Here is an 18,506-nt window from a genome sequence, read left to right on the forward strand (position 1 = left end):
TGGAGGCAGACATGTATCGTAATCTTTTTGGCAGCATCATAGATTTTGCAGGAATTTTTATCATCGGTTTTCTTATCTTATTGTTTGCATTTCCAGGCAGTTCTATTTTTAGCTTTTCGTTTCATTTACCGCCTTCATTTTTACATGTAAATACAATCTTTTTAAGTATATTAATTGAAGCTCTTCCATTTGTGCTGATCGGTGTGCTGATTGCCGGAATGATCCAGATTTTTGTTACAGAGGAACATATTCAGCGCTTGATCCCTAAAAACAAATATTTAGCTATTATGATGAGCTGTATCGTCGGCGCCCTTTTTCCAGCCTGTGAGTGTGCCATTGTGCCGATCATTCGCAGACTTGTAAAAAAAGGTGTTCCTATTTATGCCGCGATAGGGTTTATGTTAACGGGTCCTTTAATCAATCCAATTGTAATAGCTTCTACATATATGGCATTCGGAAATGACATAAAGGTTGCTGCTTTGCGAATGGGCGCGGGCTTTATTATTGCTCTTTTAGCGGCTTATGCAGTCAGCCTGTTTTTTAAGGGAAATCAGTTAAAAGAGTCTCAGCTTATGAAGCCAGAACACATACAGACTCATTCTGACACCACTCTTTCCAGGAAATTTTGGTCGATGCTGACACATTCGATTGATGAATTTTTTGATATGGCGAAGTATTTAATTATCGGCGCTTTTTTAGCTGCGTGTGTTCAAACATATGTACCTGTAAAAACATTACTGGAGGCTGGCAGCGGCCCGGCTGTTTCATTACTAATCATGATGGGACTGGCTTATGTATTATCCCTCTGCTCTGAAGCGGATGCTTTTATCGGTGCATCCTTTAATTCAATTCTGCCGACTTCTTCGGTTCTGGGTTTCTTAGTATTCGGCCCTATGATGGATCTGAAGAATACGCTAATGATGCTAAGTGTATTTCGAGCTAGATTTGTATGCAGCCTGCTGCTTATCATTATTGCGTTTGTATTTTTTATCATTATGATCATACAAAAATTCATGTGAGGGGGAGGGTCATGAAGTTTCCTGTACAGCAATCGGTAAGAGCCTGCATTTTATTAGCTTTTTCCATTTTGCTTTTCCATCTTCATTATACTGGAGAGATAACAAAATTTATTAATCCGAAATATAAAGAACTAAGTCAAATAGCTGCCATTCTATTTTTAATCCTATTTATCATTCAATTAATCAGAATAATAGGGCTTCGCAGTAATAGAGATAATCATTCCAATTGTGCACATGATTACCAGGAATGCCACCATGATCATCATCACCATGATCATGGTGATTCGCCAATGAATGTGAAGAAACTGATTCCTTATGTAATCATCTGTTTTCCAATATTTACGGGCTTTGTTCTGCCGGCCAAGGTGCTGGATTCTGCGATTGCCAATAAAAAAGGAGGAATGGCTGTTTTATCAAATGAAAGACAAGGCACTGATCAGACAGCAGACGGAAATAGGCAGGATGATGGTACTGAGTCGGGAGTAACTGATCATAACATTGACCTTGCCAGTTTAAATAAAACAATTGTTTCCCGGGAAGACTATGAAAACCTGAAAAAGCAATTACAAACCAGTTCTAAAATTATAATGTCAGATACTCTTTATTCCACTTATTATGAAGAAATTAATATGAATCTCTCAAAGTATGAAGGAAGGAAAATAGAATTAAACGGTTTTGTCTATAAAGAGAGCGGATTTGAAAAGGATCAGCTTGTTCTTTCCAGGTTTTTAATTACACACTGTGTCGCAGACTCCAGTATTATCGGATTTTTATCTGAGTTTCCTGAAGCCTCGGCTGTAAAAGAAGATACGTGGCTAAAGGCCAGCGGAGTAATTGAATTAACGGACTATAATGGTGTGAAAATGCCTTTAATTAAAATTACAGAGTGGGAAGAGATTAGCGAACCGGAGGAGCCCTATTTGTATCCATTAGATGTGGAAGTGCTGTAATGGCCGGGTGAGGAATATAAGGAAGAGAAAGACTTGCGGTTTCAAACGCGGTTAATAGAAGTTTTTATAAGGAGGATGAGGCAGTAGCAGAATACCCTTAGGAATAGGAGAGCTTGTTCTGGCTGATAGATGGTTTGATGTGTGGGGAACAGCACAAGGGGGCGGCTGCGGGTTTCTGCCCGCAACCTCGGAAAGTGTGTATAAAACGGAAACCATGCAGCATAGAGAAAAAACGATCACCTTTCTCACAGAGAAAGGTGATCGTTTGCATTTTTAGCCTTTACTGTTTATAACGTTATACGGACCATATACGTAATCTCTTGTACTTGATCCAGAAGTGTTCTAAGGCTGTCATCAAGCGGTTTGTCAAAAGAAAGAAGCATAATGGCCTCGCCGCCGGCCTGTTTTCGGCCAACCTGCATAGTGGCAATATTGACGCCTGCGTCTCCGAGAAGTTTACCGAGATGGCCGATAACACCAGGTTTGTCTGTGTGTTGAACGTATAATAGATTGCCTTCCGGCTGGAAATCGATTTTAAATTCATTCAGGCTTACAATTCTTGCCCCATAATTATTGATATATGTTCCGCTTATTGTAAATTCACGTGAATCGCCTTTTACTTTAACCGTAATTAAATTCGCATAGCCAAAGGTTTCAGAGGAGATTTTTTCACCGATCGTGATTCCTCTTTCCTTGGCAACCAGCAAGGCGTTCACTTCATTGACAGGCACATCGATGCGTGATTTGAAAAAGCCTGAAATCAAAGTCTTTGTCAGGATTGCTGTATCAAAGTCAAAAGATTCGCCGGCATATGTTATTGAAATTTCCTGAATGCCTTCTTTTACAGATTGAGAAGCGATTGATCCCATATCCTGAACAAGTTTGTGGAAAGGCTGAACCTTTGTAAAAACTTCCTTGGAAATAGCCGGAAGATTAATAGAGTTAGAGACAGGATTTCCATTAAAGTAGGTTAGGACTTCTTGTGCAACCTGGACGGCTACATTTAATTGAGCTTCTTTCGTAGATGCCCCCAAGTGAGGGGTAGCAATGACTTGTTCCAATTCCAGCAATTTATGACCGGTTGGAGGCTCTTCTACAAAGACATCCAGGGCAGCGCCCGCTACATGTCCTTGAATGATTAATTCATACAGATCTTCCTCATCAATGATGCCTCCGCGGGCACAGTTAAGAAGATAGACACCCTTTTTACAAGCAGATAATGTCTCTTTATTCAATAGTCCTCTTGTTTCACTTGTTAAAGGAGTATGTACGGTAATGATATCCGCTTTAGGCAGCAGCTCATTAAGCGGAAGAGAAGTTACTGACATTTTCTTTGCGCGGTCAGCAGTTAAAAACGGATCGAATACGACAACCTCCATCCCGAAAGCTTTGGCTCTGCTGGCAATTTCGCCGCCGATACGTCCAAAACCGACAATTCCGAGAGTTTTGCCCCGAAGTTCTGTACCTGTGTAAGAAGAACGTTTCCATTCTCCCCTTTTAAGTGAAGCATAAGCTTGCGGAATATGACGCATCAAGGATGACATCATGGCAAAAGTATGTTCGGCTGTTGAAATCGTATTTCCGTCCGGTGCATTGACAACCACGATCCCGCGTTTGGTTGCGGCAGGAATATCAATATTATCAACCCCGACTCCTGCACGGGCAATGATTTTTAATTTTGGCATGCGATCCATCAATTCTTCTGTTACTTTTGTTGCACTTCTGACAAGTATGGCATCAATTTGATCCAGCTCGTCTGCTGCTTCTTCGACCGTTTGCTGAATGAGCTCAATGTTAGAAGCCTCTAAAAGCGGTCCTAATCCTTCTGGTTTAATGGCATCTGCTACTAATATCCGGTACACGTATGAACACCTTCCTAGTCTAAGTTCTCGTAAATTTCAGTTAATTTTACAATTGTATTGTATAAACTGTCAATTTGACCTAGATGAATGTAACCGTTTTAAAAAAATGAATATTCGCTAAGAAGTGCGCCGTATTAAGCTTTAAGGCCTTAAAGCAACTAAGTGAAATTTATTTTTAAAATTAAGAATGTGGCATCGGGTAAAAGCCGCTGGCAAGGTCTCTAAAAAACCCACTGAATCCTCTGGAAAAGAGAAGAGGGATTTAAAAACTATACGGAGTTACATCCTGTATAGACAGGGAAAGAGGGGCACATACTTTCCGGCTGTTTACCACCAGGAAAGTATGCGAATGTGATTGCTGAACTTAGTTGTGAAATGTGAGGCAATCCTGACTGTATAGCTGATTTTAAGCAAAACCGCAGTGCGCCTTTGTGACATTCGGCAAGGTCACAAGTCCGGAATGATTATATTTGTCAAAGATACGCTCCAATTCTTCAATAAACAAAGTATATTTCTCGTCCTCTTTCTTTGGTGCATAAGAAGCAGACAAGTGCCGTCCGATAAAACGCTCTTTATTATAGATTAAAGGATAATTGTAAGACTTGGATTGATAGTTTCCTCTGTTGAAAAAACGTTTGTAGATTTCACCAGATTCGTCCAATCCATTAGAAAAACCGACGAAATCAGCAGAATATTTCGTGTAAGCAGCAATGATATCCTTGATAATATCTGCATCCAAGACCCGGCTGTTTGAAATAATCATCACTGTTCCTGCTGGCTTTAAGATTCGCTGACATTCTCTTTTAAAAGCTGCAAGGTCAAACCAGTGAAACGCCTGGCCACTGTAATAAAATCAATTGTGCCGGACGCCAAGGCTGTATTCTCAGCCGTCCCGTTCACGGAAGTAAACAGGGGATGATCTCGTAATTGACTCTCAGCGATGCTTCTCATTTCGGTATTTGGCTCAACAGCCATTATCTTCAGGTTAAAATTTATTAATTTTTTTGTCAGGATCCCTGTACCGGAACCGATATCGGCAATAAGTGAATGCTCATTTAGGTTATGGTCCGCGATTAAGTCCGTGATTAATTCATCTGGGTAACTCGGGCGGAATTTAGAGTAGCTTTCAGCTTTGCCATTAAAACGTTTTGTATGGTCCATGAATACACCCCCTTAAATTAAAAAGTACTTTCAGCCTAATATGTATCATAGGCATGGTCAAATAACTGACCTTTCGCAGCATCATGACAAATCATAAGACCGCATTGTGTTTAAACAAAAAACTGATTTTAAGAGCCAATCGGAAAGAACCATTCAGAGGATGATTTCGTATGGTAACAGGAAGCTGTTTTCCTTGTTTTTTTATGATTTCTAAGTTAAAATCAAATCAATCTAATAGGTCATTCGTATCGGCCGAGTTTTGGCAGGATTTTGGCAGGATTTTGATTGGGAATTCTCTGATATTGACTGTTTTTCGGGGAAATCAGAAGAATCTCCAAAAAATCAAAGGCTCCACATTTCTGCAAAATACAGCGTGTTGATCGTTCCGAACCTAAAGGATACAATTAATTTTATAGGTCTATCTTCGGGGCGGGGCGAAATTCCCCACCGGCGGTGATGAAGAACATTTCTTCTAAGCCCGCGAGCCTTTCGGGGCAGGATTTGGTGAGATTCCAAAGCCGACAGTATAGTCTGGATGGGAGAAGATGGAGGTTTCCGGAAGCGTCAGATTTTTGCGGGCGTTTATTTCTGCAGCCTTAATGTCTCCCTTTAATCACTTTGATTAAAGGGTTTATTTTTGAATGGATGACAGAGATACCGCACTGCCGGCCAAGGAGCCAATCCTCTTTTCTAGGGTAGATCAGAAAAGAAGGAGAGAGAGCTATGAAAATGAACAAAGTAAAGAAAATGGTTCTTATTGCCATGATGGGGAGCATCTCTTATGTGCTGATGCTTTTGAATTTTCCGTTTCCGGGGTTTCCGGCATTTTTGAAAATTGACTTTAGTGATCTTCCAGTGCTGATTGCTGCGTTGATCATGGGACCTGCTGCCGGAATCCTTGCCGAATTTTTGAAAAACCTTTTGGATTTTGTTATGACGGGAAGTCCAACGGGAGTGCCGGTTGGGCATATTGCTAATTTTGTAGCAGGTATTTTATTTATTTTGCCCGTGTATTATATCTATCAAAAGGTTAAAACAAAAAAAGGCATGACTTTGGCACTGTTAGTTGGAACTGCATTTATGGCTATTTTAATGAGTGTTTTAAATTATTATGTTTTCCTTCCTGCTTATACAGTGTTCATGGGGTGGGATGCGATGTCTGCCAGTGAGGCAAGGCAAATGGTTACCACAGCGATTTTGCCGTTCAATCTGGTAAAAGGGATTCTGATGACTGCTGTGTTCCTGCTTGTCTTTGCTAAAATGGACGCTTGGATTAATAAACAGGTTTCTTATAAAAATGCATAAAAGAAAAATCCCGGCGGAATTCCGCCGGGATTTTTCTTTAACGAAGATGAATAGGAATGTAATGTGTTGGATCAAACGGGGGCTTTATTCGTATTTTAACGGATCTCCGTCGAATGCCTCGTCAGCCACTTTAATGGAATCAGTAGGACAGCCTTCAAAAGCGTCCATCATATCATCGATCAATACTTCTGGCACTTCAACTTTACCTTCATTATCGTCAAGCGTTACAAACGCAATACCTTCATCATCGTAATCATAAATATCAGGTGCAGCCGCACCGCAAGCACCGCAGGCAATGCAAGTGTCTTTATCGACTATAGTAAATTTAGGCATAAATAAAACCCCTCCTAGTAACTTAAACCTCTCTCGATAGAGTTTAGTCTATTTCTTATTGTATGACTGAATTCTAAACTTTTCAATAGAAAATGTCTAGATAGAGCCATTCTCAAAGGGATAAAGTCAATAAAGCGCCTTGTAGCTTTTTCGTCATTATATGTCAGAAAAATGAAATTTTGTCTTTACCTTATAAAGAGAGTCGTTTCTTGCCGGAATTTTGATACAATATAGGTAGTAGCTTTTATTGAAACAGGACGTGAAATTTATGGATTTTTTTCAGGCGATCCTATTAACCGCCATACAAAAATTGAACGGCGAACGTTCCCTGTTTGCCATTTATCATATGCTGCAAGGAAAAAAATCGTCACAAACAATACAGGACGCTCATTTATTCGGTTTAACAGGATTATTTGGCACCCAGCCGTCGGTTACGAGAGACATGCTGGAGCGCACAAGCCTGCTCTTCCTGAAGAAAGAATGGATTAAACATACACGCCGTCCGGACATATTTGTTGTAACAAATGAAGGAACCGAAAAGCTCGAGAACTACTTATCGGTCCATCCGATACCGGAAGGGCTGGACGGCTGGAGATATCAGGCGTCTGCCGCTTTGTTCTGGTCGCGGCTCAACTTGCTTATTCAGACGGTATCTCATATTGTATACAGCCAGCCCAAGTTTTATCCGATACAGAGGGATGCGAAAATCCAGCGATTCGTAAAAAGTTTTTTACATATTCACAGACAGGATCGAGAAAATCTTGGTCAAGATATTTTCATGGAACTATCCAAGCTGCTTGAACAGCAGCCGGCTCTCCAGCGGGATATTTTTGTCATGAAATTGACTGGATACCGTCAGGTCGGTTTAACGACGGAGCAAATAGCGGAAATAAAGCAAATGGATAGATGGAATATCCATTATTTGTTCCTTGCATCCCTGCATATGATGATCCGCTCTTTGGAAGAGATGAAGGGAGAAGATGTTTTATTGGGCTCCCTTCTCGAACAGGTTCAGGAAGAAAAGGAATCCTTTCTAACCCAGTCAACCAAAACCACTCTGAAATACTTAATGGCTGGGAGAAGTATAAGGGAAATTGCGGAAATCAGAAGGCTGAAAACCAGTACAATTGAAGATCATGTTGTAGAGATTGTATTAATCGACAGGACGTTCCCTATAGCTGAGTATATTTCACCTGAACTTCAAGATGAGATAGAAAGAGTGATCAAAGCGACTGGCTCCAAACAATTAAAACGAATTCGAGGCCAATTAGAAAAAGAGGTTAGCTTTTTTCAGATCCGACTGGTATTAGCAAAAGTGAGGTGAGGGAATGAATGCAGATGAGATTTTACACAAAAGATTCCGCTATTCGGAATTCCGTCCGGGACAAAGGGAAATTATCACTTCTTTGATGGAAGGTAAACATACGCTGGGAATGCTTCCTACCGGCTCTGGTAAGTCATTATGCTATCAGCTACCGGCCTACCTGCTCGAAAAACCGGTTTTGATCGTTTCCCCTTTACTGTCGCTTATGCAGGATCAGGCAGAGCAGTTGAAAGTGATGGGAGAAAAACAAGTCATTGCTTTTAACTCATTCTTGACGGTGCCAGAAAAAAAGAAGGCCTTGGTTCACCTGCATAAATACAGATTTATCTTTTTATCGCCTGAGATGCTCTCCTATAACATGGTGATTGAAAGGTTAAAGAAAATCGATATAGGGTTATTTGTTGTAGATGAAGCCCACTGCATTTCCCAGTGGGGCTATGATTTTCGCCCGGATTATTTAAACCTTGGCAAGGTGCGGGAGAAATTGGGGAATCCGCTTACGCTGGCATTGACAGCGACGGCCACAGAAAAAGTGAGAAGAGACATTGTACGGAGTCTGGGAATGGAAGAGCCGGAACAGATCGTCGCTTCCGTTGACAGGCCGAATATTGCCATGCTGACAGAAAAGGTTGGCTCCTATCAAGAAAAAATGGAACGGCTCTTTGCATTATGCAAATTGTTTCCCGGTTCAGGGATTATTTACTTTTCCTCGAAAAAGGCAGCCGAAGATGCCGCTTTGTATCTTAAAGAAAAGGGGATTGAAAGAGCTGCCCATTACCATGGGGGCATGGAACCAGATCAAAGGATGCTCATACAGCAGCAGTTTCTGCGCGGACAGCTGAAGGTCATTTGTGCAACAAGCGCATTCGGCATGGGTGTGAATAAATCGGATGTCCGTTTTGTAATTCATTTTCACATGCCGGGTGCCATGGAGTCTTATCTTCAGGAAATCGGCAGGGCCGGCCGTGACGGGAAACAAAGTGCAGCTGTGCTGTTATATGCCGAAGGGGATGAAGGGCTGCCGCTCCATCTGTTAGAACAGCAGCTTCCTTCTAATGTACAAATTGATGCCATATCGGCCTTTCTTGCAAAAGAAGGAGTTCAGGCAGAAAAAAGTCTGCCTTTAGACATGCAGCAGCACCTCATGGCCCTTCACTCGCTGAGTGAGGTCCAAGGCCGAATCGTTTTCCAGCTGTATAATGAAATGCAGGGAAGCGCAGAAAAGATGAAAAGTTATTGTCAGAAAAGAAACACCTATAACCAGCTCCAGATTATGGAATTCGCTGAATGGATAAAAAAGGATACATGCCGAAGGGAATCGATGCTTCATTATTTCGAAGAAGAGTGCAGCGGCAAGAAGATTGAATTCTGCTGCGATCAATGCGGCGCTGTGTCTGAAAAAATTTCCGCAAGCCTGCCGAGACCGACAAGGGAGAAGGAATACAGCTTTCATTCCTGGAAAGAGGCGCTGGCTGAACTATTGACTGTGAGAGAAGGCGCGCATGAAAAATAAGCAGGCGGAACTGATAAAAGAACTGACGGATCGGGAATTACTTTATAATCTCTTGTATACCCAAATAATTCTCTTAACGATTTCCTTTTTTTTAGGTATTATTTTATTTGACAGTTATTCTTCTTTTTTCGACTTATTTCATGTTACAGATCCGGATATTTGGATAATAGGTGTACCCGCCGGTATCGCAGTTGTCTATTTGGACTTGCTGATGATGAAATGGGTCCCGGCGCACTGCTTTGATGATGGCGGAGTGAATGAGAGGATCTTTAGCAGCCTTTCTTACCCGATGATACCCATTATGACTTTTTTGGTCGCTTTCAGTGAAGAAGTTCTCTTTCGCGGAGTGCTTCAGACCCATATTGGCTTATTTTGGGCAAGCTTAGTGTTTGCCGCGGTCCATATCCGATATTTGCATAATTGGTTCCTGTTCCTCAACATTGTCATCTTAAGTTTTTTTGTTGGCTTTTTGTTTGAGTGGACTGGAAACCTTGCTGTTACAATCACAGCCCATTTTTTAATCGATTTACTATTGGGTTTGCATATTAAACGAAAAAGTCGAGGAAAGAACCTGAACTAAAGAAAGGGGTTTAAATGATGAAGCCCAGCAATGAACAGCATGAGCAGCAGCCGCAGAATCTCCAAATGAGGTCTGCCCGATCGAAAACGCCTGCGCCATTGCCAAAAAGAAGCGAAATCCATAAGCATAAGAAGAAAAAGGCGAAAAGGAAGTCTAAAATTCCTTTAATTAAGTTATTGGCTTGTCTGTTTATCCTGCTGCCAATCGGGATAACGGTTTTATATAATTACGGATGGGACTTTACTGGCGGAGAAGAAACAGAGCAGCAGGTTGTGAAAAAGGTCCCTGCTGCAAAAACCGAAGAAACCGAAGAAACGATTCCGACAGCTGCTAAATCGGAGAATTTCCAAAATAAAGATGCAGCAGACCAAGCGGAAGAAAAGGAAAAACAAGAAAAAGAAGAAGCTGAAAAGAAACAGAGGGAAAAGGAAGCGGCTGAGAAAGAGGCAAAAGAGAAAGAAGCCAAACAGAAAGAGATAGCCGAGGCAAAGAAAGAGTCCGAGCGGGAAGCAGCTTTGAAGGAAAAAGAGGAAGCTGCGAAAAAGGCTCAGGCAGAAGCGGATGCAAAAGCGAAAGAACAGGCAGAAGCGAAACAAATGGCTGCTAAGGAAGCTCAAAATCAAGCCAGTTACGAGATTACTACCCATACAGTTCAGCCGAAAGAAACCATCTTTCGTATAGCAATGAATTATTATAAATCCCAAGAGGGAGTTGCCATTATTCAAGAACTGAACCATTTGAATGGCAATGAAATTTCTACAGGCCAGGTTTTGAAGGTGCCTGTAAAGAAATAAGCATCGGCCCTAAAAGAAAGACACTGCTTATCATTTAGAATTCCATATGATGAGCGGTGTTTTTTATTGGGCAGATTCATTAAATAAAAAGAAAAAATATTACCGCTTTTTGAAAAAAATCAAGGAACTGGACGATTGGATATAAATGGTATAATGAAGGCGTCTCAGTGACTTGGAGTTATCAATAGAACAAGTAAAGCCGTCATTAAATCCGCTTCCATGACATATAGTTAAGGTGATCAAACAGGCATAGGGGGCGGCGTATGGAGTCTGCAATTATTTTATTGGATGAACATACCGATCAGGCAGCGAAACAGATGCTTCAAAGTGTTGTAGCAAAAAAGAAAAAATACGAGAAACTGAAGCACAAACATATACAGATTTTAATCCTTGCCATGTCCGTTTTTTTCTTATTTATGCTGTATCTCTATTTCTATATTGTTATTCCTTTTTCTTATTCGTTTTTCGTCATGTTTTCTGCATTTGTCAGTTCATTCATTCATTTTTTTCTTTTGGCTGCCGTTATTGGTTTGTATGGCTACTTAATATTAATAAAAAATAAAATGGACAAGGCTGAAAAAGAATATCATAAGTTAAGGTGTGAGATTATTCAAAAAAGCAAACAGCTTTGGGAAAAGGAAGAGGAATGGAAGAACCGTCATAAGGTTTTTGATATGATGAAAAAACAATTTGACATCAATTTATATACGGAAAATAAGTAACGTCCAGGCATGACCCGGCATATTTTCGGAGACATTGATAAGACAAGCAAAAGATGAAAGAAAGTAGGGATAAAAATGCTGCTTTTTTGCCTGGGTCTTTTTTTTATGTTGCTCTTTGGCGGCGGATTATGGTTTCACATGCAGCAAACTGCTTTGTTAGACAGACTGGCTGTTCATCATCTGGAGTTTCCCGGCTTTCCTGACAGCTTTGGAGAATTTCGTATATTTTTCATCTCGGATATTCATAGAAGACAAATTTCTAACCGTCTCATTCATGAAATAAAAGGAGCAGATGCAGTCATTATCGGCGGCGATTTAACTGAGAAGAATGTTCCTTTCTCCAGGGTTAAGGAAAATATCATCAAATTGAAGGAACTGGCTCCCGTGTACTTTGTAAGAGGAAATAACGACTATGAGGTGCCTCAGCATGTGCTGGATAGGATATTACTTCAACAAAATGTAAGCATTCTTGATAATGCAGCAGTCTTTCTTGAGTCAGACTCTGGAGAAACCATTGCTTTAATAGGAATAGAGGATATTTCCGAAGAAAGAGACCGGCTTGACTTGGCATTAAAAGCTGATGCAGTCAGGGATAAAAGTTTTAACATCCTTGTCAGCCATAATCCGGAGGTGAAGGACCAGCTTCAGGAGATAAAAGGGCATGAAATCAGCTTGGTTCTCTCTGGCCATACTCACGGAGGGCAAATCCGCCTGTTTGGAAAAGGGCTGTATCCGCCAGGTAAAATGATACAAGAAGGTGACACCATCTTTCTTACAAGCAATGGCTATGGAACAAGCGGGCTTCCTTTAAGGCTGGGGGCTAAGCCGGAAACCCATCTATTGATCCTTCGCACAGGAGAGACAGTTTCAGCCGCTTCTCAAAATATAATAACCATTGAGAAACAGAATAAGCGGGAGTGAAAAATCGCAGAACGATCGGGAATCCAGTAATATAGAAAAGATGGACTGACAGCCATATATGATGCTGTTGATCGAAGAAGTTGTGGGAGAAAACGGATATTGCCTGATCTATGCACCTTGAAAACCAATCAACATATGATGTATGAAGATGGTTAGCAGGGGGCTTTATAATGAAGCTGGAACGAATTACCCACAATAAAATTAAGATTTTTTTAACATTAGACGATTTATTAGATAAGGGCATTACAAAGGAAGATATCCTTGGGAATTCCTTGAAAGTGCATAAATTATTTCAGGATATGATAGAAGAAGCCTGCGAAGAGCTTGATTTTGAGATTACCGGTACCGTAGCAATCGAAATATTTTCGCTGCCTGCCCAAGGGTTGGTCATCATTGTTACGAAGGAAGAAGAGCTCTGGACGGAAGATGAGGATGAGTATATCGATTTTCAGGTAAAAATCGATAAATATGATCATAGTTTATACGTATTCGAGGATTTTGAAGATATTATTCAATTATCAAAATTATTTCTATCCTGTACAGCCGGAAGTATGGAAAGCAGTCTTTATGTAAATGAAGGCAGGTATTATTTGCTTTTGGAGAACATAGAAGAGGAAAACTTCGAGGATATACTGTCCATGGCATCTGAGTACGGCTGCTCTTCTACCCTGTCCATACATTTTCTTTATGAATATGGAAAGGAGATTATATGCAGCAACGCCATACAGGTAGTGGCTTCCCAATTCAAATGAGGCCTTGCTCTCCCTGACTTTCAGTTTAAAGCAGAGAAAACAGGGAATTGCAATAAAATAGAGCTTGGTGTCAGCGTTTTCACGAAAAAGGGAAATATGACTATATTTCCTTTTTTTATCCTTTGCATATAGATAATGAAGGTGTATACTATCACATGTGGTGGCACCAAGCCAGTAAACGAAGACTGTAGGAGGTTCCATAAAATGGTATCCGCGAAAAATAATGACCATATTAATGAGGAAGAAAAAAATGATGTTCTGAAGTCTACCCAGACTGTTATACATAAAGCATTAGAGAAGTTAGGATATCCGGAAGAAGTTTACGAATTATTGAAGGAACCATTACGGTTATTGACGGTCAAGATTCCAGTACGTATGGATGACGGATCGGTTAAAGTATTTACAGGTTATCGGGCTCAGCATAATGATGCAGTTGGCCCTACTAAAGGAGGCATTCGTTTTCATCCAAATGTAACAGAAAGAGAAGTGAAGGCACTTTCTATTTGGATGAGCCTTAAATGCGGCATCGTTGACCTTCCTTACGGCGGCGGAAAAGGCGGCATTGTTTGCGATCCGAGAAATATGTCATTCAGAGAACTGGAAAGACTAAGCAGAGGGTATGTACGGGCAATCAGTCAGATTGTAGGACCGACCAAGGACATTCCGGCTCCGGATGTTTTCACTAATTCTCAGATCATGGCATGGATGATGGACGAATACAGCCGTATGGATGAATTTAATTCACCTGGCTTCATTACAGGAAAACCGCTCGTGCTAGGCGGTTCCCATGGCCGTGAATCAGCGACTGCCAAAGGAGTAACTATCTGTATTAATGAAGCTGCCAAAAAGCTGGGCATTGAGCTGAAGGGAGCAAGAATCGTTGTTCAAGGCTTCGGAAATGCAGGAAGTTTCCTGGCGAAGTTTATGCATGATGCGGGAGCTAAAGTGGTAGGAATATCCGATGCTTATGGAGCGCTTTATGATCCGGACGGCCTTGATATTGACTATCTGCTGGATCGCCGTGATAGTTTTGGAACGGTGACAAAGCTATTTAAAAATACCATTACCAATCAGGAACTTCTGGAGTTGGAGTGTGACATCCTGGTTCCGGCTGCGATTGAAAACCAGATAACAGAAGAGAATGCACATAATATTAAAGCGAAAATTGTGGTAGAAGCTGCAAATGGACCGACAACAATGGAAGCTACTCGCATTTTGACTGAACGCGGTATTCTGCTCGTTCCGGATGTACTTGCATCAGCAGGCGGGGTAACCGTATCGTATTTCGAATGGGTGCAAAATAACCAAGGCTATTATTGGTCGGAAGAAGAAGTAGAAGAGAAGCTGGAAAAAATATTGGTGCGTTCTTTCAATAATATTTATGAACTGTCACAATCCAGACGGGTAGATATGCGTCTGGCAGCGTATATGATTGGAGTTCGCAAGATGGCAGAGGCATCCAGGTTCCGAGGATGGATCTAAAACTGAATTCTTCAATTGAAAAAATATGCAAAAACTCCTATCATGTGTGGATAGGAGTTTTTTTGTTAAAATGAATGGAGAAAAGCAGTGCTTACTGTGCTAGATAATAGGAGATGGTCAAGTTGAACAAAGAAGATGTTATCATTATTGGGGGAGGTCCATGCGGACTGGCGGCGGCCATTGCGCTTGCAGATGCAGGGAGAAGCGCACTCGTCATCGAAAAAGGAAATATCGTGGATTCTATTTATCGATACCCTACCCACCAGACCTTTTTTAGCTCGAGCGAAAAACTGGAAATAGGAGACGTCGCCTTTATTACTGAAAACCGGAAGCCGGTAAGGCTCCAGGCTCTTTCTTATTATCGGGAAGTAGTAAGACGGAGAGACGTAAGGGTTCGGACATTTGAAAAGGTGGAGTCAGTCACCAAAAACAGCAATGGTTCTTTCATGGTGAGGACTTCCAAGGATCACTATGAAGCTTCTCAGGTAGTTGTGGCAACAGGATATTATGATAATCCGAATTATATGGGGATCAAAGGAGAAACCCTTCCAAAAGTCTTCCATTACTTCAAGGAAGGCCATCCTTTTTTCGGATGTGATACAGCTGTTATTGGCGGCAAAAATTCCAGTGTAGATGCTGCATTGGAACTGGTAAAGTCCGGTGCGCGTGTTACCGTTATTTATCGCGGAAGTGAATATTCTAAGAGCATTAAACCATGGATTCTGCCTGAATTTGAATCCTTAGTCCGTCATGGCATTATAACCATGGAATTTAATGCTGATGTTCGGGAAATTACGGAGGATAGTATTATTTATGAAGCGAGCGGATCCACAAAAAAAATAAAAAACGATTTTGTCTTTGCAATGACGGGGTATCATCCTGACCATTCGTTTTTGCAGAAAATGGGGATTGAAATTGACCCGCTGACCGGAAAACCTATCCACGATCCTGAAACCATGCAGACAAATGTAGAAGGAATTTACATAGCGGGTGTTATCGCAGCCGGCAACGATGCCAATGAAATTTTTATCGAGAACGGCCGGTTTCACGGAGCCCTGATTGCAGAACATATTGTCCATCATTCAGAAAAAAAGTAAACGGAGGAAAAAAGATGAACCAAAAGATCACCCTTATTACGACAGGCGGCACGATCGCCAGCAAGGAGAATTCAGAAGGCCGGCTTGCCTCAGGTGCATTGAGCGGCAATGAGCTTGCTTCTCTCTGTGAGCTCCCAAAAGAAATTGATATAAAAATCGTTGATTTCAGCCAAGTGCCGAGCATGTTCATGGATTTTGAAAAAATGCTTGCTCTTAAGGATATGATTATGAGGGAACTGGAGGATCCGGAAGTTTCCGGGATTGTTGTCACGCATGGAACGGATTCTCTTGAAGAAACAGCTTATTTTCTCGACATCACCGTAGCTGATCACCGGCCGATTGTTGTGACTGGTTCTCAAAGATCTCCGCTGGAAGTAGGCACTGATGTCTATTCTAACCTAAGGAACTCGATCCTGACTGCAGCAAGTCTGCACTTGGAAAAGGCGGGAGTAGTGGTTGTTTTCAATGAACGGATTTATTCAGCAAAATATGTAAAAAAAGTACACGCTTCCAATTTGCAGGGCTTTGTATCATTTGGATATGGATATTTGGGCATTATTGATAATGATGTAGTAAGTATTTATCAAAAACCTCTGCATGCTGAATCATTTGTTCTGCGCAGACCCATTCCACGGGTGGATATTATCAAGTGCCATACCGGTGCAGATGGTATCATGGTTGAGGCTGCAGTTTCTGCCGGTGCTGAAGGAATTGTATTGGAAGGGGTTGGCCGAGGCCAGACAACCCCGATAATGGTAGACGCTATTCAGTCTGCCATTGAAAAGGGCGTAGTTGTGGTTATGACAACCAGTGCGGAGGAAGGCAAGGTGTATCCGGCATACGAATATGTAGGAAGCGCTGCAGACCTTATGCGCCGCGGAGTCATTCTTGGTGCAGACTATGACAGTAAAAAAGCCAGGATTAAACTGGCTGTTGCGCTTGCGAGCGAGATAGTGGTTGACGAAAAACATTTTAAATATTAAATAATCCCGGCCTTTTTCAAGAGTTTCGTTTTAGTTGATTTCGTGATACGATGAAGGAAATAAAAGCAAAGTGAGGTCAGCTAATGCTGGTCATTTTATCAGCTGGCATAGCGCCGGGATTGGCACTGCTCAGCTATTTTTATTTGAAGGATCAATATGAAACTGAACCTATTTCGGTCGTTTCAAAAACATTCCTTTATGGCGTGATTCTGGTGTTTCCGATTATGTTTGTCCAGTATGTGCTGGAAACGGAAAATGTTTTCCAGGCCGATTTTGCCAGAGCATTCATTTGGGCTGCCTTATTGGAAGAGTTTTTTAAATGGTTTATTTTGATTTATTATATTTATCAGCATGTAGCTTTTGATGAGCCGTATGATGGCATTGTTTATGGAGCGGCTGCATCCCTTGGATTTGCAACCATGGAGAATATTCTTTATTTGATTGCTAATGGTGTGGGAGATGCATTTGGACGGGCACTTTTGCCAGTTTCGAGTCACGCTTTGTTTGGTGTGATTATGGGATATTATCTGGGGAAAGCTAAATTTTCCAGCAAAAATAATAAAGTATATTTGTTCATCGCATTGCTTCTGCCTGTATTGCTGCACGGAATTTATGATTATATTTTAATGTCCTTTAATTTCTGGCAATATTGGATTCTGCCATTTATGATTGGCTTATGGTGGCTTGGGTTAAGGAAAGTGAAGCTGTCTGTTGTTTCCTCTGAAGTAAAAGTGAATCAAGGTTAACGGAGCTGGCATTAATTGCCGGTTCCGTTTTTTTATGCGTCTTCGCATAATCCAATCGATGAAGCGGAAAATAGAGATACACTATTTTAACAAAAGAGGAGTGTTTTTGATGAAAGTCATTTCGTCAAAGCAAAAATGGCTACTAATGCTTTTTTGTTGTTTATTAGGATTCACCTTTTTTCCATTTTCCGAGACGAAAGCCTTTACTGGGCAAGTGATTCAGCAGGGAGCAGTAGGAGATGATGTCATTGAGCTTCAGGCGAGATTGCAAAACATAGGATACTATCATGGGAAGATAGACGGAGTCTTTGGATGGGGTACTTATTGGGCGCTTCGGAACTTTCAGGAGGATTTCGGGCTGCCTATTGATGGATATGCCGGGGCCTCAACCAAGCAGAAACTTGCAAACGCCTCTAATTTTAATGGGAAATTTGTACATGAACAGATTAATAAAGGCAATGAATTCACGTATTACGGCGGGATGGATATCGATAAACAGGTGAAAAATCCTTCTTCCGGAGGCCAGGCTGCTCCCGAAGAGAACACATCAGAACAGCAGGCAGGACAAACGGCTACACCTGCCAGTATCCCGGGAGGATATTCAGAAAATGATATCCAGCTGATGGCAAATGCCGTCTACGGCGAAGCTAGAGGAGAGCCTTATATCGGACAGGTAGCAGTGGCCGCAGTTATTTTGAATCGTGTGGAAAGTCCTTCTTTTCCTAATACCATTTCAGGGGTCATTTTTGAACCGAGAGCGTTTACTGCAGTAGCTGACGGCCAAATCTGGCTGACACCTAATGAAACGGCGAGAAAAGCGGTCATTGATGCTATTAATGGCTGGGATCCAAGCGAAAATGCTCAATATTATTTTAACCCGGATACAGCGACTAGCGGATGGATTTGGTCAAGACCGCAAATCAAGCAAATCGGCAAACATATTTTTTGTCATTAAGGGGTGA

General features: G+C 41.4%; 19 protein-coding genes and 1 riboswitch. Of the genes, 15 read left to right on the forward strand and 4 right to left on the reverse strand.

Annotation, left to right across the window (positions count from 1 at the left end; genetic code table 11):
* Positions 1–11: 11 nt before the first annotated feature.
* Both BQ4305_RS09510 and BQ4305_RS09515 read left to right on the forward strand, forming a co-directional pair.
* A complete protein-coding gene (locus tag BQ4305_RS09510; RefSeq protein ID WP_110927573.1) occupies positions 12–1,019 on the forward strand; it encodes a permease in 1,008 nt (335 codons plus the stop codon).
* A gap of 11 nt (positions 1,020–1,030) precedes the next feature.
* Positions 1,031–1,969 carry a TIGR03943 family putative permease subunit gene (locus BQ4305_RS09515; protein ID WP_110927574.1) on the forward strand — a complete coding sequence of 313 codons (939 nt, stop codon included), beginning with the start codon at positions 1,031–1,033 and terminating at the stop codon, positions 1,967–1,969.
* A gap of 287 nt (positions 1,970–2,256) precedes the next feature.
* On the opposite strand, the gene serA is transcribed toward BQ4305_RS09515, so the two are convergent.
* The 3 genes from serA to BQ4305_RS09530 form a co-directional block, all read right to left on the reverse strand.
* Positions 2,257–3,831 carry a phosphoglycerate dehydrogenase gene (gene serA, locus BQ4305_RS09520; RefSeq protein ID WP_110927575.1) on the reverse strand — a complete coding sequence of 525 codons (1,575 nt, stop codon included), beginning with the start codon at positions 3,829–3,831 and terminating at the stop codon, positions 2,257–2,259.
* A gap of 406 nt (positions 3,832–4,237) precedes the next feature.
* Entirely contained in the window at positions 4,238–4,594 is a 357-nt protein-coding gene (locus BQ4305_RS09525; RefSeq protein WP_110927576.1) for a hypothetical protein, read from the reverse strand.
* A gap of 17 nt (positions 4,595–4,611) precedes the next feature.
* Positions 4,612–4,992 carry a class I SAM-dependent methyltransferase gene (locus BQ4305_RS09530; RefSeq protein WP_110927577.1) on the reverse strand — a complete coding sequence of 127 codons (381 nt, stop codon included), beginning with the start codon at positions 4,990–4,992 and terminating at the stop codon, positions 4,612–4,614.
* A gap of 416 nt (positions 4,993–5,408) precedes the next feature.
* A riboswitch (FMN riboswitch) is annotated at positions 5,409–5,543 on the forward strand.
* Between the two features lie 172 nt (positions 5,544–5,715).
* Here BQ4305_RS09530 and BQ4305_RS09540 point away from each other — a divergent pair.
* Positions 5,716–6,297: an ECF transporter S component gene (locus BQ4305_RS09540; RefSeq protein ID WP_110927579.1), complete on the forward strand. Its 582-nt coding sequence runs from the start codon at positions 5,716–5,718 to the stop codon at positions 6,295–6,297.
* An 84-nt stretch (positions 6,298–6,381) separates the two neighbouring features.
* Here BQ4305_RS09540 and BQ4305_RS09545 read toward each other — a convergent pair whose 3' ends face one another.
* Positions 6,382–6,630, reverse strand: a complete 249-nt coding sequence (locus BQ4305_RS09545) for a ferredoxin (protein WP_110927580.1) — start codon at positions 6,628–6,630, stop codon at positions 6,382–6,384.
* A 268-nt stretch (positions 6,631–6,898) separates the two neighbouring features.
* On the opposite strand from BQ4305_RS09545, the gene BQ4305_RS09550 reads away from it, so the two are divergent.
* The 12 genes from BQ4305_RS09550 to sleB all read left to right on the forward strand — a co-directional run bounded on the left by BQ4305_RS09550 (position 6,899) and on the right by sleB (position 18,499).
* The gene (locus tag BQ4305_RS09550) at positions 6,899–7,954 is read left to right on the forward strand and encodes a YpbB family protein (protein WP_199880639.1); all 1,056 of its coding nucleotides are present in this window, start codon (positions 6,899–6,901) and stop codon (positions 7,952–7,954) included.
* A gap of 4 nt (positions 7,955–7,958) precedes the next feature.
* Positions 7,959–9,467, forward strand: coding sequence for a RecQ family ATP-dependent DNA helicase (locus BQ4305_RS09555; RefSeq protein WP_110927582.1), 1,509 nt, complete (start codon positions 7,959–7,961; stop codon positions 9,465–9,467).
* The gene (locus BQ4305_RS09560; protein WP_110927583.1) at positions 9,457–10,047 is read left to right on the forward strand and encodes a CPBP family intramembrane glutamic endopeptidase; all 591 of its coding nucleotides are present in this window, start codon (positions 9,457–9,459) and stop codon (positions 10,045–10,047) included. Before BQ4305_RS09555 ends, BQ4305_RS09560 begins: the two co-directional genes overlap by 11 nt.
* A 14-nt stretch (positions 10,048–10,061) precedes the next feature.
* Positions 10,062–10,841, forward strand: a complete 780-nt coding sequence (locus tag BQ4305_RS09565) for a LysM peptidoglycan-binding domain-containing protein (RefSeq protein WP_110927584.1) — start codon at positions 10,062–10,064, stop codon at positions 10,839–10,841.
* A gap of 263 nt (positions 10,842–11,104) precedes the next feature.
* Positions 11,105–11,563 (forward strand): DUF2663 family protein, encoded by a 459-nt coding sequence (locus BQ4305_RS09570; protein ID WP_110927585.1) that lies wholly within the window; start codon positions 11,105–11,107, stop codon positions 11,561–11,563.
* 138 nt (positions 11,564–11,701) lie between these two features.
* On the forward strand, positions 11,702–12,484 hold the full coding sequence (locus tag BQ4305_RS09575) for a metallophosphoesterase (protein WP_234396921.1): 783 nt from the start codon (positions 11,702–11,704) through the stop codon (positions 12,482–12,484).
* 170 nt (positions 12,485–12,654) lie between these two features.
* The gene (locus BQ4305_RS09580) at positions 12,655–13,236 is read left to right on the forward strand and encodes an adaptor protein MecA (RefSeq protein ID WP_110927587.1); all 582 of its coding nucleotides are present in this window, start codon (positions 12,655–12,657) and stop codon (positions 13,234–13,236) included.
* A gap of 204 nt (positions 13,237–13,440) precedes the next feature.
* Complete coding sequence (locus BQ4305_RS09585) at positions 13,441–14,718, forward strand: Glu/Leu/Phe/Val family dehydrogenase (protein ID WP_110927588.1); 1,278 nt, start codon at positions 13,441–13,443, stop codon at positions 14,716–14,718.
* Positions 14,719–14,840: 122 nt separating this feature from the next.
* Positions 14,841–15,815, forward strand: coding sequence for a YpdA family putative bacillithiol disulfide reductase (locus BQ4305_RS09590; protein ID WP_110927589.1), 975 nt, complete (start codon positions 14,841–14,843; stop codon positions 15,813–15,815).
* Positions 15,816–15,829: 14 nt separating this feature from the next.
* The gene (locus BQ4305_RS09595) at positions 15,830–16,798 is read left to right on the forward strand and encodes an asparaginase (RefSeq protein ID WP_110927590.1); all 969 of its coding nucleotides are present in this window, start codon (positions 15,830–15,832) and stop codon (positions 16,796–16,798) included.
* Positions 16,799–16,881: 83 nt separating this feature from the next.
* Entirely contained in the window at positions 16,882–17,544 is a 663-nt protein-coding gene (prsW, locus tag BQ4305_RS09600; protein WP_110927591.1) for a glutamic-type intramembrane protease PrsW, read from the forward strand.
* 145 nt (positions 17,545–17,689) lie between these two features.
* On the forward strand, positions 17,690–18,499 hold the full coding sequence (sleB, locus tag BQ4305_RS09605) for a spore cortex-lytic enzyme (RefSeq protein WP_234396939.1): 810 nt from the start codon (positions 17,690–17,692) through the stop codon (positions 18,497–18,499).
* The last annotated feature ends 7 nt before the right edge of the window (positions 18,500–18,506 follow it).

This window comes from Bacillus massiliglaciei (assembly GCF_900098925.1).
In the GTDB taxonomy this organism is placed as follows: domain Bacteria; phylum Bacillota; class Bacilli; order Bacillales; family DSM-1321; genus Peribacillus; species Peribacillus massiliglaciei.